We start from the raw sequence: 13,786 nt of genomic DNA, 5'->3' as shown, positions 1-13,786 counted from the left end.
GTCTTTTAAATCTCTATAGCACAGAGATGCGGCGCTTTCGCCCTTTGCGTATCGGCGGCCACGCGGCAGAATGACCGGTAAAGCCGGAAACGGAAGCCGGTGCAAAACAGGGAAGAAGCGAATGGGACGTGTTGATGGCAGGGTCGCGATCGTGACCGGGGCGGCTAAGGGTATCGGCGCGGTCACCGCCAGATTGCTGGCGAAGGAAGGGGCGAAAGTCCTGTGCACCGATCTCGATGCGGATGCGGGACAAGCCGTTGTCGACGAGATTGTGCGAAGCGGCGGCGTAGCCATGTTTGCACGGCATGATGTGGTCGACGAAGCGCAGTGGGAGAGCGTGGTCGCGCTGGCGGAGGGAAAATTCGGCGGCCTGCATATCCTCGTCAACAATGCGGGCATCGCGCCGGAACCGAGTACGATCGAAGACAAGCCGCTTGAGAGCTGGCGTCATACCATCGCCGTCGATCTCGACAGCGTGTTTCTGGGCTGCAAGCATGGTATCCGCACGATCAAGAAGACGACAGCAAAAGGCGGTCCGGACGGCTCGATCATCAACGTGTCGTCGATTCTTGGTCTTGTCGGTCAGCCTGGCGCATCCGACTACAATGCGGCGAAGGGTGGCGTGCGGCTCCTCACCAAATCCGCGGCCCTCGAATGCGCGCAGGCCGGCTACCGCATCCGCGTCAATTCGGTGCATCCGGGCTATATTCGTACGCCGATGGTGCAGACCGTCATCGACCGGGGCGAGATGGGTGGCGTGCAGATCGGCTCCAACGAGATGGTCGAGATGCTGACCATGTTGCATCCGATCGGCCGGCTCGGCGCGCCGGAAGATATCGGCAATGGAATAGTCTTTCTCGCCTCGGATGAGGCGGCCTTCATGACCGGCTCCGAGCTCGTGATCGACGGTGGATATACGACGCGCTAGCGGCCGGGCGTCACGATGAAAGCCTGGGTGCGGTCTTCTTCCGGCGCGGCGTCGTGCGCCGGTCTGATGAGTGTCGCCACGGCGGCCAGCGTCAGCACGACAGTAAAGGCCGCCAGCCATTTTCGTATGCGTCCTGACATGGTTCCATTCCGGAGCCGATTTTCGAAGAACGAGGCTCTCACGGGGTGTCGAGGCGGCCAATCGGACGAAGCGCCGCAGCGGCAAGCGGGCGCAGGTCCGGTTTGCACCAAGGGGGGCAAATGGCTAAAACGACCGGGCGCGCCCTCATATTTGGGCAAATCAGCAATGCCGACGACGGGAGAGCTTCTTGGACAAGACCGAAATCAAGCGCATCGAGAGCTATCTGCGGGAGAAGTTCAAGCTGCCGTCAATCACAGTCAGGGCGCGGCCGCAGAAAGACGATTCGGCCGAAGTGAACATCGGCGACGAATTCATCGGCGTTATTTTCAAGGATGAAGAAGAGGGTGAAGTCTCCTATGCCTTCAATATGGCGATCCTCGATATCGATCTGCCCGACTAGCGGCTAGTCGAAGATCGGTCCTTGCAGTTCGTCGACAGGCTCGCGCGTTTCGAATTCGCCGACCAGCTTCATGACGGCATTGTCGATCTCGCGCCAGTTGCCGATCTGGCTGCGCTTGTAGCGATAGGTCAGATCGAGGCTCGATCCGAGCAGCAGCGAGCGCGTGCAATTAGGGCTGTCGACCAGCACACTCTCGCGATCGCAAAGCAACAGCACCATGCGCTCTTCGTCGTCCTTGCCCACCAGCAGGTCCTGATTGGCATAGCCGGAATCGTCGCGAAAGGCGAACCGTTGCAGCCCCGCCCTGTCTTGCTCCGGTTCGGGCGCTGCCAGATATTTTGAATAGATATCCTTCAGGCGGCGGGCCGAGCTGAGCGGCGTTGCCGTTTCGGCAAGCGTGAAATAGATCACGTCGGAATCGGCCGAATTGTCGATGAAACGTTCCTGCAGATCGCTTCCATAGGGTGTCAGGTCGGGCAGCAGCGCGTGCATATCGATATTGGTGCGCCGGCCACCGCTGCGCTGACTCGGATATCGCGTGTAGTGCTCGGGGATCAGGAAGCGCCGATCGGCGATGATCGTCTCGATCTTGCGATCGGCAGCACTGGCACGCGGGTCGAGCCCCAGAATTTCACTCGGCGTCGGTCCGAAATAATAATAGAGAAATGCGCCCGAGAAGGTCAGTACGCCGATCAGGACCAGCCCCGGAATGATCCAGGCCGGACGCTCGCGAACGTAATCATCGTCCGATTGACTGCCGCGCGCCAATTCCACCTCCTGCCATCGCTTGTGGCCTGGGCGCCCCGATGCTGTGCCGGGCTGGCACAGCGGCGGCGCAATCCGGCACGGCCGGCAGCAGGTCCCCACTTCGGGCGGCCCGTCGACCGGGTCGCCTCCATTCTTATAACCCACTGAAATTAAAAGATCATTTCAAATTTTCCGCTGGGGCGACCGCACTGGTATGGCGCTTGCGGACAAGGGGGCATGACGCAGCTTGTATTCAGATCGCTGATCGCACTTGGGGCCTTCCTGTTTTTCGGGGGGCACTTGCCGCTGCCGGCCGACGGTCGCGCGCTTGCGGCGCCTCGGCTTGCCTGCGACGCCGATCTTGCGACTTGCCGGCTCGGTCACACCGAATTCGAACTCGGCGCGCGCTCGCCGCTATTGGCCGGGATCGCGCTCAATGCGCGCGGCAATCCAGCGACCGATTTGAAAGTTGCGCTGACCGATCCGCATCTTGTGGACCTGCTCGACGGGCAGGCAATTCCGGACACTGTCGTGGCCTTTGCGCAGATGCGCCTCGCGGCCGCAGCGTCTCATTTCATTGATGGCGTCGATGCCGGCCGCGCTACGCGCGGTTCGATCGAACGATAACGGGGGCTTGGCGGGCATATGACGGCATTTGGAGCTTTTCTCTTTTCGATCGCGACCGGGTTCGTCGCGGCCGGACTGGTCGGCAGTTTCTATCGGCTGATCACCAGCAAGCCGCCGAGCTTCCAGCTCACATCGGAACCGATGTTCTGGCAACTGGTCGGCGTGCTCACACTGATTTTTGCCGGACCGACCGTAATCCTGCGCAACGCGCTCCGGGCACAGGTGTTCGAGAACCGCCCGCCGCACTGGATGCTGCTCTCAAGTTGCATCGCCGTGATGTGGAGCTTCCTCTCCGGCGTCTTCCTGCTCGGTGTGTTTTTGTCTGCCGCCTAGGCCGGGTTTCTCCTGCGGCGTACCGCGCGGCGGCTGAGCGATCCCAGAAAAAGGGCGCCCAGACCCGCAACGATCGCCCAGACCCATTGCAAGGCCATCAGGATCAGATTCCATGCCGTCTTGAAGGCGCGCAGGCTCGTCTTGCCGGTCAATTCGATCACGCCGCGTGTCTTGGCGCCGAGCTTCTCTCCCATGCGGCCGACACGGGCGAGGTCGCCGGTGCTGTCCACATGCTTCATCAACCGTACCGCCTCGGCCGGTCCGACCGCGCGCTCCAGCGCCGCCATGTCGGTCAGGATTGGCGTCACACGGGCCATCGACACGCCATCAGCATAGTCGAGAATTGCGCGGCGCGTTGCCGCACTGTCGGTGAGATCGGTCGTGCGCAGCAACCCGCGCAGTTTTTCGAAGTTTACCGCCTCCTGCAGCACATTCGAGACGTCGCGAGCGAAGCGCGCCGTGATCGTTCCGGCTTTCTCGGCGACTTTCAGCAGCGACACGCCAACCTTGACCGGCAATCCGCCGCCGCCCGTCGCGACTGTCGCGGTGGTGGCCGCAAGGCCGACGACCGAGAGACCGAGGATCAGTTTCGAATAGTCCTCGCCGCGCGCCAGCTTCGAGCCTTCAACACCGATGTCGCGTACATCGCCGACGACCGTGAGGTCGGAGGCGATGGCGCCCATGAACCCCGCCGTATCGCTGCCTTGGCCGGTAACGAAACCTTCGAGAAAATTGCCGGCGCCCCGCACGGCGCGGCGAGTGGGCGCGTCTTCGTCGAGCAGACGCGTCCGTGTGCCTTCATCGATTTCAACGTCCATGTAGCCGGCGATCTCGGCATACATGACAGCATCGTCATGGCGTTTTTCGTCGAGAGCGCTGTCGATGCGGCGGCTCAGATCCGCTCCGTCGGTGACATTCGCGAGTTCGGCCTGGATGAAGGGCTCGGGATCGATCGCCTCGTCCGGCACGTAATCGTCAAGAAATCCGCGCTGATAGGCCAGCATGAAGAGGATCGGCAAGGCGAGCAGAAACAACGCCAGATTGAACAGGAATCGCATGCCGACAGGCCCTCACTGCAATCGCCGTTCGCGCCGGCGCGCGCTCGTCGATAACGCCGCGAGCCAAGCTTGGGCCATCATGCCCACCGACGCAACCCGGTGGGGAAGCGATCAGCCGCCGACCGGCCCGCCTTTTTCGGCGGCGATGACCACAAGTGACGGTCGTACGGGCATGTTGGCGTCGAAATCGGGCCAGCGTGTTGCCGGATCGGCAAAGGTCGAAGGGCGACTGAATCCGGCGAAATTCACCGTTCCGTCCGCCCCCGGATGCTGCACGGCGAGAAAGAGTGCGGAGGCATCGGGCGTGAATACGGGTCCGCAGACTTCGGCGCCAATTGGCGCACGGAACAACTGACGCGCGGTGCCGCGCTTGTCGCCGCCGGTCGCCAGCGCGTAAAGGCCATCAGCCGCGCCCGATGCCGTGTGCCAGCCCGAGCCCTGGTCGGTCGCGACCCAGAGCCGGCCCTTGGCGTCGATGGCGACATTGTCGGGGCAGGCGAACCAACCATCGCTGCCCGTTTCCGGATGCCACAAGGCGCCGATCGCCGGAAAGGCCGGGTCGCCGCATTTGACCAGCAGCGTCCAGGTGAACGTTTCTGCCGCGTGGTCGTCGCCATCGGGCGTCATTTCGACGATCTGACCCCAGAGATTGGTCGCGCGCGGATTGACAGCGTCCACCTTGTCGGCGGTGCGTTCCTTTGCGTTGGTGAGTGCCGCATAGACCTTGCCGGTGACGGGATGCGGCTCGATGTCTTCCGGGCGGTCGAGCGGCGTTGCGCCGAGAATGTCGCCGGCGCGGCGCGCCTCGATCAGCACGTCGGCCTGGGAGGCGAAGCCGTTGGCGACATCGAGTCCATTCGTCCCGTGAACCAGCGGCAACCAGCGGCCCGTGCCGTCCTCCTCGAAGCGGGCAACATGGAGAACGCCCTCGTCGAGCAGGTTCGCGTTGGCGGCACGGTCCTTGAGGTTCACCCTGTCGCGGCTGACGAATTTGTACATGTATTCGAACTGCTGGTCGTCGCCCGAATAGACGGCGAGGCGGCCGTCTTTCGTCAGTGCGCTCTCGCAGCCTTCGTGCTTGAAGCGGCCAAGCGCCGTGCGCTTTACCGGCGTCGAGGCCGGATCGAGCGGGTCGACTTCGACGATCCAGCCGAAGCGATTGGGTTCGCGCGGCTCGGCTGTCAGGTTGAAGCGTTTGTGGTAGGCGCCCCAGGGATAGGCGCGGCCAGCCGGTATGCCGATGCGTGCATGGTTCGCTGCTTCGGCCTCGTTGTCCGGCGTGCCGATGAAATAGAAATTGAAATTCTCCTCTGACATCAGCCATGTGCCCCAGGGCGTGATGCCGCCGGCGCAATTGTTGAACGTGCCCATGACCGTGCGGCCTTCGGGGTCTTCGGACGTACGTAGACGCGGGTGCCCGGCAGCTGGACCGGAGATCGTCATCTTCGTCGCCAGCGGCGTGATGCGACGATTGTAGCTGCTGTCGCGCACGATGCTCCATTTGCCCGCCCCGTCGCGACTGACCTCGACCACAGTGCCACCATGTGCGGCCATCGAGACTTCGACGATCTCCCGCGTGAACAATTCGAGCGGATTTTGTCCCGCCGCCGGCGCCATACCCGGATGCATCAGATCGTCATTGGTGTATTCGTGATGGACGCAGAGCAGACCGCGATCGCTCGCGCCGGACCCATAGGGGAGGGGAACGAAGCCGACATAGTCGTTGTTGTAACCGAACTGCTGTAGCTGTTTTTCGGCGCTCTGATTCAGCGGATCGAATGCGGGCGCGCCGGGCAAGACAGGATCGCCCCAGCGGATCAGGATATCGGCTGTATGGCCGCCCGCCACGTGATGCGTCTCGTCGACGCCGTGCGGCACCGCTTCGAAGCCGAAAATGTCGTTGGGCGCGAAGTCCGGCGTGTCGCTGCAAGCAGCCAGGGGCAGCGTGCTGGCGGAGGCCAGCAGCGCCGCCTTGCCGATACCTTTCAGCACATCGCGGCGCGCCAGGCGGCGGCTCCAGAGTTCGCCGAGGGTCGGCGCCATGAGGCGGTCCACAGCACGGCTCTCGGCCGCTTCCATCGTTTCGCCGATGCTGCCCGTTTCCGCTGCCCTGCGCCGCATCATCCGCCTGTCCCCTCGCCTGGTCCGCCGGGCCGACGTTACGCGCGGCCCTTGACGCGCAAATGACACTCTATTTGTTGCAGGTTCCGCAAGTCTCGTTTCCGGCGGCGGGGCATGGCATAGTCCGCGTCACGAGAAACGAAGACACGGGGAGACGTATACATGGCCATCTATGCCATCGGCGACGCAAGGCCGATCCTGCCGCCGGACGGCGAATACTGGATCGCCCCCAATGCGCAGGTGATGGGCAATGTGAAGCTGGAGAAAAACGCCAGCGTCTGGTTTGGGGCCGTGCTGCGCGGCGACAACGAACTCATCACCATCGGCGAAAACTCTAATGTGCAGGACGGATCGGTCCTGCATACCGATCCGGGTTCGCCGCTGACGATCGAGCGCGACGTCACCATCGGCCATATGGTGATGCTGCATGGCTGCACCATCGGCGCGGGCAGCCTTGTCGGGATCGGCAGCATCATCCTCAACAACACGCGAATCGGGAAGGGCTGCCTCATCGGCGCCAACACGCTGATTGCCGAGGGCAAGGACATTCCGGACTATTCGATGGTGCTGGGCGCGCCGGGCAAGATCATCCGTACGCTCGACAAGGAAACGGCAGAGGCGCTGAGGCTTTCCTCGGACCACTATGTGCAGAACTGGAAGCGCTATGCGTCCGGCATGAAGCGCCTCGACTGATGCGCGCCGCCGCTCTCGTTGCCGCCCTGCTGCTCGGCCTCGCTGCCAGCGCCTGCGCCCCGCCGGCAGCGGCGGAGAACGTCGTCACCGTCGAAACGGCGTCGGGCGCGAGACATCGCTTCACGGTCGAGCTCGCCGTCAGCCATGAGGAAATCCGGCGCGGGCTGATGTTCCGCGAGAGCCTCGACGAGAACGCCGGCATGCTCTTTTTCTATGCGCAATGCCGGATCGCCAGCTTCTGGATGAAAAACACGCTGATCCCGCTCGACATGATCTTCATCGAGGCCGACGGGCGCATCGCCCGCATTGCCGCGATGACGGAGCCGCTGTCGATCGACATTCATGAATCCGGCGTTCCGGTCAACGGGGTGCTGGAGATCGATGGCGGCAGGGCGGCCGCGCTCGGCATCGGCCCGGGCGATTATGTCCGCCACCCCTGGTTCGGCGAGGGCGGGGCGGCTGTTTGCGGCTGAGCTTATGGGCTAAGCTCGCCGCAACGACATGCCGGACAGGGAGAAAGACATGAGCCAGGCCAAGCAAGCGCCCGAAGCGGTGCCACAGGAAGTTCTCTACGAAGTATCCGACCACATCGCGACCATCACGCTCAATGCGCCGGAGCGGATGAATACGATTTCGGGCGTCATGCTGAACCAGCTAACCGAGCGGCTGCTGGAGGCGGACCGCGACCCGGACGTGCGCTGCGTGCTCCTCACCGGCGCCGGCCGGGCCTTCTGCGCCGGGCTCGACCTGCGCCCGCAGGCGGCCGGCAGTCTTTCGATCGGACAGAGCGGCGGCGTCACATCGACGACGCTTGACCTCAATCACACGCCGCCCACCGTTCTTCACGCGATGGAAACGCCGACCGTCTGCGCCGTCAATGGAGGTGCGGCGGGCTACGGCATGGACACGGCGCTTGGCTGCGACATAAGGCTGATGGCGAAGTCGGCGAAATTCGCCGCCGCCTTCTGCAAGCGCGGGCTGCTGCCGGAATCGGGCGGCACCTGGATTTTGCCGCGTCTGCTCGGCTGGTCGAAGGCGGCGGAGCTGATATTCACCGGGCGCACCTTGTCGGCCGACGAATCTGTCGAATGGGGTCTGGCATCCGAAGTCGTTGCCGATGCCGATCTGATGCCGCGCGCCCGCGCGCTTGCCGCCGAGATTGCCGCCAATGCGCCGCTTGCCGTGCGCGCCGCCAAGCGGATGATGCGCATGGGGCTCAACGAGCCGTTCCCGGAGCATGTGCATCATGTCTATCTTCAATTGTTGCCGCTGATGCGGACGGAAGACATCAAGGAAGGCATGACGGCCTTCATGGAAAAGCGGGAGCCGCGCTTCAAGGGGCGCTAGGCGCGGCCACGCCGGAAAGGCGCAAGGGCAGAAGATGCGGAGGCTTGCCGTCCGACGGGCGGCATTGGCGGCGAAACTGGTGGCGGTGGTGGCGTTCTGCGTGCTGCTGGGGCAAGGGCGCGCGTCGGCGGCCGAATTCACGGGCGGCTATGATGGCATCGGCGATGCGGCGGGCATGTCGCTCACGCTGCAGCAGGTCGGCGCCCGCGTCGTCGGGCGGCTGACGACGCCGGGCGGCGGTGTCTACACGATCAACGGCGAACGCGCCGGTGGCGATACGGGTGAGGCGCAGGGCGTGCTGCGCCTTTCGGGCGCGGCGGCCGATGCCGCCTTTTTTCACATCGAGGAGCGTCCGCTCGGATTGCAGCTTCTTTTCATTCCGGCAAGCAGCGGCGCGCCGGACATGGCGGCGTCGCGCGAATTTTCGTTTCTGAAGCGCGGTGTCCGGCCGGCCGTGCCGGCACAGCCCGAAAGCCGCTTCCCGTCCGCGCCGGCGGAGGCCGTCGACATTGCCACGTTCGTCGACGGGTTTCGCCGCTGGGACCCGCGCGATACGGCGCGGCTCTATGCCTCGCTCGACGATCGCAGCCGCGGCCTGATCCTGCTCTATGACCATGCGACCGCGGAGCTGATGTGGCGCCTCTGCGAGGCGGCGCCAGCCGAAGGGTCAAGCGCCGCCATGCGGCTTGCCGAGATGCTGGAGCGTCAGCAGATCGATTGTGCGGCCTATCTGCCGCTGGTTGGGGCAGCGCGCCAGAGCGATGTCTTTCGGGAGTTTCTGCGGCGGGCGCAATTCCAGTTCGAGATCGTCCGCGCCACGGCATTGTGCGATCGCGGCGAGACGCCGGCCGCCAAATGCGCCGATGTCAGCGCGCTCGGCGCACCGCTGATCCTGCGCTGGCGCAGCGCCCGTTCGATCATGGCCGACATGGCGAAAAGCAGCGGCGCGCCTGTTGCGGTGGCGGAAGAGGAGATGGGGAAGGCGCCGGTGGCGCAGCCACCGCTCCCCGTGCCGCTGGTGCGGCCCGGTGCGGCAGGTCTTCAGGACTTCGAGCCCGACGTTTCGGCGCACGCGATTTCGCCGCCGCGCCGGATGCGACTGCCGTTGGCCAGACCCGATATCTGACGGCGCGTGCCGTTCAGGCGACCTCGACGAGCTCGATCTCGAAGGTGAGATCCTGCCCGGCAAGCGGGTGATTGGCGTCGAGCCGCACAACCTCACCCGTCACTTCGGTGACGACGAGCGCGATCTCCCGGCCGTCGCTGCCGCTTGCGGTCAGTTGCATGCCGGGCTCGGGTTCGAGCCCTTGCGGAAGCTCCGAACGCGGCACCTCCTGCACCAGACGCGGATCGTGTTCGCCGTAAGCCTCTTCCGCCGGAATTTTCAGTTTCTTGCTGTCGCCGGGCTCCATCCCGACAACGGCTTCCTCGAAGCCGGCGATGACCATGCGTTTGCCGACCGAAAACTCGATCGGCTCGCGGCCCTGGCTCGTGTCGAACACGGTGCCGTCGTCCAGCATGCCTGTGTAGTGCACGCGCACCGTGTTGCCGTTTGCTGCTGCCATTGTTCTGCCTTTGCGATTCGATGAAGGGAGAGGGCGAAAACAAGAGGGCTCTCAGGCGAATGGCCTGAAAGCCCCAACGACAGAATACTAGCATCGTGTGTTTTGTTTGGCCACCTTGCGGCGGCGTTTTCGCGGTCGCGCTGTGCGATATCAGTAGGCGCGGCGCCAGACGCGGCGGATTTTCGCGTCGACTTCAGGTCCCATCGAACTCCACGCCGTGCGATCGCGCGTCGTATCGGCGATGAACATGGTGTCCGTCTTGCCGATATGGACGCTGAGATCGTTGAGGAGGCCCGGCGCGGTCGCATCCGTGTTGACGCACCAGACATTCGCCGCGAGCTTGTAGGCGGGCCCGAGCGACATGATCGCCTGTTCGAGCGGCCCGGCGAAACGCGCCTTGATGTCGAGCACGATCATGAAATTTGCGGTGTCGGGCTGCTTGCGCCGGTCGATCTGCCCCTTGTTCGAACCATAGGGCTGGCGGCGATGTTCGCCGGACTCCGCGGCGGTTTGCGGCTGCGCGGCGGGTTCGGGCTGCGTGAGAGCTTCCGGTTGCGGCGCGGGCTCAGCATCGGCTTCCGATGCGATTTCCGCTGCCGGTTCGTCGGCGGAGGCGGGTCCGGGTTGCGGTTCGGCGGCGGCGTCGGGCTCGGGCGCTTCGCCGAACAGGACGGCGAATTGCGGCAGGTCTCCGGCCGCACGCCAGGTGCCGGCGCCGGCGGGTGTGCCTTCCGGTGCGACGAGGCTGTGCGGCGCAACGCGGCCTTCCCGGGCATAGGCGGTCATCGCCTCAAAGCTGTAGGGGCCATAGACGCGGTCGCCGTGTTTCAGCACCCAGCGCATGGCTGCGGCGTCCGCTTTTTCGGCCGGTTTCGTGGCGATGGCTTCGTTCGGTTGGGCCATGGTTTCGCTTCATACAGACAGATGGGGGCGCTATTCGCGCGGTTCCAATGTTCATATTTACTGCGTTTTGGTTACCGTTGCGTCAACGCGGAGCCGCTTGCCGCCCCGCGAGGGACCGGGCAAAGTCGCGGCAGCGTGCGGAAAAAGGCACACAAACATAACCGGGAAACGTCCATGACCGAATTTTGCACCGCCGAGCGCGACGGCCATCTGCTCATCGTCACCATAAACCGTCCGGAGCGCATGAACGCGCTTCACCCGCCGGCCAATTTCGAGCTGGAAGGCATCTTCAACGATTTCGCCGCCGATCCCGATCTGTGGGTTGCCATCGTCACCGGCGCGGGCGAGCGCGCCTTCAGCGCCGGCAACGACCTCAGGTGGCAGGCCGAAGGCAACAAGATGGAAGTGCCGGCGACGGGCTTTGCCGGTCTCACGGCGCGCTTCGATCTCAACAAGCCCGTCATCGCTGCGGTCAATGGCGTTGCGATGGGTGGCGGCTTCGAAATCGCGCTCGCCTGCGACCTCATCATTGCGTCCGAGAATGCGAAATTCGCCCTGCCGGAGCCGAAGGTGGGGCTTGCGGCGCTTGCCGGCGGTCTGCACCGTCTGCCACGCCAGATCGGCGCCAAGCGGGCGATGGGCATGATCCTGACCGGGCGCCAGGTGCCGGCGGCCGAAGGCAGGGAACTCGGCTTCGTCAACGAGGTGGTGCCGGCGGCCGAGCTGATGGCGGCGGCGAAGCGCTGGGCAGGCCTCATCATGGAATGCTCGCCGATGTCGATCCGCGCCTCGAAGGAAGCCGTCTACAAGGGGCTCGACATCGCCGATCTCGACGCGGCGGTGACGGGCAAGTATCCGGCGGTCGCCGCCCTCTTCAAGAGCGAGGATCTGATCGAGGGTCCGCGCGCCTTTGCGGAAAAGCGCAAGCCGAACTGGAAGGGGAAATAGGCCCCCCGAAAAGTAACCGGCCCTGCTGCGGGGGGAGCAGCAGAGCCGGCCTCGACAGGACCAGTCCCCGAATGGGGGGCGGAGGGACCGGTCGGCAGGTCAGTTGAGAGCGAGTGTCGCGGTCGGATCCTCCTTCAAGGCTTCGCGGCTCGCTGTCTGGCCTTCGGCGATGCCCGGCCGGAGATCGGCATCGGCGGGCATGTTTCGTTTGATCGCGGCGAGAAACGGGGCCGGCTCGCCGAGCGGCGGGAAATCCGTCTGGGCGATCTCGCGGAAGGTTTTCCGGTCGAGATTGACCCAGATGAACGGCCGCTCGCGCGATTGCCGCTTGATCCATTGATAGGGCGCGTCGGCCGCCGCGACGATGTTCCAGTTCTTGTTGTCGAGGACGAACTCGCCCCGGTCGGTCTTCACCAGCAGCACGGCATGACCGTCGCCATTCCATTCGCGCACCACGGCCACCAGAAGCTGGTCCGGCGACCAGCCGCGCTCGATCAGCAGCTTGCGCTTCAGGAGTGACAGGTCCTCGCAGTCGCCGCCGCGTTCATCGGCGATCGCCCACCATTCGGCGCGCTCGAAGAGCACCGTGTCGTCGACCTGCGGGATCGCGCGGTTGACCCAGTCATTGACCTTGGCAAGTTCGCTCCAGCGTTGGGGCGTCAGCACCATGTCGGCCGGTTCGTCGGTGCCGCCGGCGCATTCGTCCGGGTTGCGGATGCAGAAGCCGATATAGCCGTAAGGGGGCGGCGATTGCTGGCCGACGGGCATCGCCGCGGCAACGCGATATTCGCGGACGCCCTCATTCTCGAAGGAACCGATGCTGCCCACCTGCTCCGGCGCCTGGCAGCCGGCAAAAGCCAGCGAGAGCCCAATCGTCAGAAGGATATTTTTACGCAACCACATCTTCGCCACCCCGATCGCTCACAAGCCCGATTTCGTGGGCCCGTGAGTGCAGGATGGCAGCGAGGCGTTTGCGCCCGTTTAAACGTGTGAATCACATTCGAACTAATTGAGGATCAAATTCGAATGGTCTTTGTCTAAAACTCGAAAAGACTCAATTTGAGTAAAATTGGAAATATCCTTCGCGTCGAGAAAGTGCTTGTGCTGCAACGCTTTTTCTCGTTCCGGTGTGTGTCGTCATATAAAATCGGTCGGTCCCGAAAGAGCCCGGTTCCACGTTCGGGACGCCCCGAAAATTTCCGGAAAAATTATCGCGAGGGGGATCAGCCGGCCCTGGCGCCGTCGAATGTGCCCGAATCGCTTGCCAGCGTGTCGCGGATATGGGCGATCGTCGCCGCGCGCTCCTTGCGCTTGGTGTTGGCGAAGGCGGGCTGGGCGAGGGCGGCGAGCGTCGCGGCGCGGGCTATGGCGGTTTCCATCAGCGCCGGGGCCGGCACGGCCGCGTCGAGATAGCCGATCTGGGTTGCCTCGGCCGGATTGTAGATCCGGGCTTGCGTAACCGCTTCGGTGAAGCGGTTGCGGGCCAGCCGCTCGCGGGCGAGCTCGATGCCGAAGATCGGCATGGTCATGCCGATCGCGACTTCGGGCAGGCCGATGCGGAATTCGCCCTCGACGCCGATACGGACGTCGCCGGCCAGCAGCAGCAATCCGCCGGCCGCCAGCGCATGCCCGGTGCAGGCGATGACGACAGGCAGCGGGAATTGGTAGATCCGCAGCAGCAGTTCGGCGCCGGCGCCCACCAGCTTGCGGACGTTTTCGGGGCCTGAGCCCATGACATCGAGATCGAAGCCGGCGCAGAAGCGCTTTTCGCGGCCCGAGATCAGCACCGCCTTTGCCTCGTTCTGGGCGCGATCGAGCGCGGCATTCAGCGCCTCGATCATCGCGTGCCCCAGCGCATTGGCCTTGCCGTCGTCCATGGCGAGCCGGGCGATATCGTTTTCGACGGAATAGTTGAGAATTGACGCGCTCACGGGCAGCCCCCCTGTTGATTTGAGGGCAGTCTAGCGCGATGGCG

General features: G+C 64.2%; 17 protein-coding genes. 9 read left to right on the top strand and 8 right to left on the bottom strand.

From position 1 onward, the window contains the following. Positions 1-121 precede the first annotated feature (121 nt). Positions 122-928 carry a glucose 1-dehydrogenase gene (locus WEB61_RS05870; RefSeq protein WP_368063397.1) on the top strand — a complete coding sequence of 269 codons (807 nt, stop codon included), beginning with the start codon at positions 122-124 and terminating at the stop codon, positions 926-928. On the opposite strand, the gene WEB61_RS05865 is transcribed toward WEB61_RS05870, so the two are convergent. After that, positions 925-1,068 (bottom strand): hypothetical protein, encoded by a 144-nt coding sequence (locus tag WEB61_RS05865; protein ID WP_368063396.1) that lies wholly within the window; start codon positions 1,066-1,068, stop codon positions 925-927. The two genes, WEB61_RS05870 and WEB61_RS05865, sit on opposite strands and share 4 nt — an antisense overlap. Positions 1,069-1,256: 188 nt before the next feature. Between WEB61_RS05865 and WEB61_RS05860 the strand changes: the two genes are divergently transcribed. Further along, positions 1,257-1,469 carry a DUF3126 family protein gene (locus WEB61_RS05860; protein WP_368063395.1) on the top strand — a complete coding sequence of 71 codons (213 nt, stop codon included), beginning with the start codon at positions 1,257-1,259 and terminating at the stop codon, positions 1,467-1,469. Between the two features lie 3 nt (positions 1,470-1,472). On the opposite strand, the gene WEB61_RS05855 is transcribed toward WEB61_RS05860, so the two are convergent. After that, positions 1,473-2,237, bottom strand: coding sequence for a hypothetical protein (locus tag WEB61_RS05855; RefSeq protein WP_368063394.1), 765 nt, complete (start codon positions 2,235-2,237; stop codon positions 1,473-1,475). Positions 2,238-2,453: 216 nt separating this feature from the next. On the opposite strand from WEB61_RS05855, the gene WEB61_RS05850 reads away from it, so the two are divergent. Continuing rightward, complete coding sequence (locus WEB61_RS05850) at positions 2,454-2,843, top strand: hypothetical protein (protein WP_368063393.1); 390 nt, start codon at positions 2,454-2,456, stop codon at positions 2,841-2,843. 18 nt (positions 2,844-2,861) lie between these two features. After that, complete coding sequence (locus tag WEB61_RS05845) at positions 2,862-3,176, top strand: hypothetical protein (RefSeq protein ID WP_368063392.1); 315 nt, start codon at positions 2,862-2,864, stop codon at positions 3,174-3,176. On the opposite strand, the gene WEB61_RS05840 is transcribed toward WEB61_RS05845, so the two are convergent. Together WEB61_RS05840 and WEB61_RS05835 are read right to left on the bottom strand one after the other, a co-directional pair. Then, entirely contained in the window at positions 3,173-4,234 is a 1,062-nt protein-coding gene (locus WEB61_RS05840) for a hypothetical protein (RefSeq protein WP_368063391.1), read from the bottom strand. The genes WEB61_RS05845 and WEB61_RS05840 overlap by 4 nt on opposite strands. A gap of 111 nt (positions 4,235-4,345) precedes the next feature. Next, a complete protein-coding gene (locus tag WEB61_RS05835) occupies positions 4,346-6,358 on the bottom strand; it encodes a PhoX family phosphatase (RefSeq protein ID WP_368063390.1) in 2,013 nt (670 codons plus the stop codon). A gap of 159 nt (positions 6,359-6,517) precedes the next feature. Between WEB61_RS05835 and WEB61_RS05830 the strand changes: the two genes are divergently transcribed. From WEB61_RS05830 to WEB61_RS05815, 4 genes are read left to right on the top strand one after another with little or no spacing between them, the layout of a single operon-like run. After that, a complete protein-coding gene (locus tag WEB61_RS05830) occupies positions 6,518-7,048 on the top strand; it encodes a gamma carbonic anhydrase family protein (RefSeq protein ID WP_368063389.1) in 531 nt (176 codons plus the stop codon). Further along, complete coding sequence (locus tag WEB61_RS05825) at positions 7,048-7,521, top strand: DUF192 domain-containing protein (RefSeq protein ID WP_368063388.1); 474 nt, start codon at positions 7,048-7,050, stop codon at positions 7,519-7,521. Before WEB61_RS05830 ends, WEB61_RS05825 begins: the two co-directional genes overlap by 1 nt. 49 nt (positions 7,522-7,570) lie before the next feature. Continuing rightward, entirely contained in the window at positions 7,571-8,395 is an 825-nt protein-coding gene (locus WEB61_RS05820; protein WP_368063387.1) for an enoyl-CoA hydratase/isomerase family protein, read from the top strand. Positions 8,396-8,429: 34 nt separating this feature from the next. Further along, entirely contained in the window at positions 8,430-9,521 is a 1,092-nt protein-coding gene (locus tag WEB61_RS05815; protein ID WP_368063386.1) for a hypothetical protein, read from the top strand. A gap of 13 nt (positions 9,522-9,534) precedes the next feature. Here the strand turns inward: WEB61_RS05815 and WEB61_RS05810 are convergent, their stop codons facing one another. Both WEB61_RS05810 and WEB61_RS05805 read right to left on the bottom strand, forming a co-directional pair. Further along, positions 9,535-9,960: a peptidylprolyl isomerase gene (locus tag WEB61_RS05810; RefSeq protein WP_368063385.1), complete on the bottom strand. Its 426-nt coding sequence runs from the start codon at positions 9,958-9,960 to the stop codon at positions 9,535-9,537. 150 nt (positions 9,961-10,110) lie between these two features. Further along, complete coding sequence (locus WEB61_RS05805; protein ID WP_368063384.1) at positions 10,111-10,863, bottom strand: GYF domain-containing protein; 753 nt, start codon at positions 10,861-10,863, stop codon at positions 10,111-10,113. Between the two features lie 174 nt (positions 10,864-11,037). On the opposite strand from WEB61_RS05805, the gene WEB61_RS05800 reads away from it, so the two are divergent. Next, positions 11,038-11,811, top strand: coding sequence for an enoyl-CoA hydratase-related protein (locus WEB61_RS05800; protein ID WP_368063383.1), 774 nt, complete (start codon positions 11,038-11,040; stop codon positions 11,809-11,811). A gap of 99 nt (positions 11,812-11,910) precedes the next feature. On the opposite strand, the gene WEB61_RS05795 is transcribed toward WEB61_RS05800, so the two are convergent. Continuing rightward, positions 11,911-12,708: a transglutaminase-like cysteine peptidase gene (locus tag WEB61_RS05795; protein ID WP_368063382.1), complete on the bottom strand. Its 798-nt coding sequence runs from the start codon at positions 12,706-12,708 to the stop codon at positions 11,911-11,913. A 326-nt stretch (positions 12,709-13,034) separates the two neighbouring features. Continuing rightward, entirely contained in the window at positions 13,035-13,742 is a 708-nt protein-coding gene (locus WEB61_RS05790; RefSeq protein ID WP_368063381.1) for a crotonase/enoyl-CoA hydratase family protein, read from the bottom strand. Between the last annotated feature and the right edge of the window lie 44 nt (positions 13,743-13,786).

It is taken from the genome of Parvibaculum sp., assembly GCF_040882025.1.
In the GTDB taxonomy this organism is placed as follows: domain Bacteria; phylum Pseudomonadota; class Alphaproteobacteria; order Parvibaculales; family Parvibaculaceae; genus Parvibaculum.
Note: the sequence above shows the minus strand (reverse complement) of the source record. Positions and strands in the feature narration are given on the sequence as shown.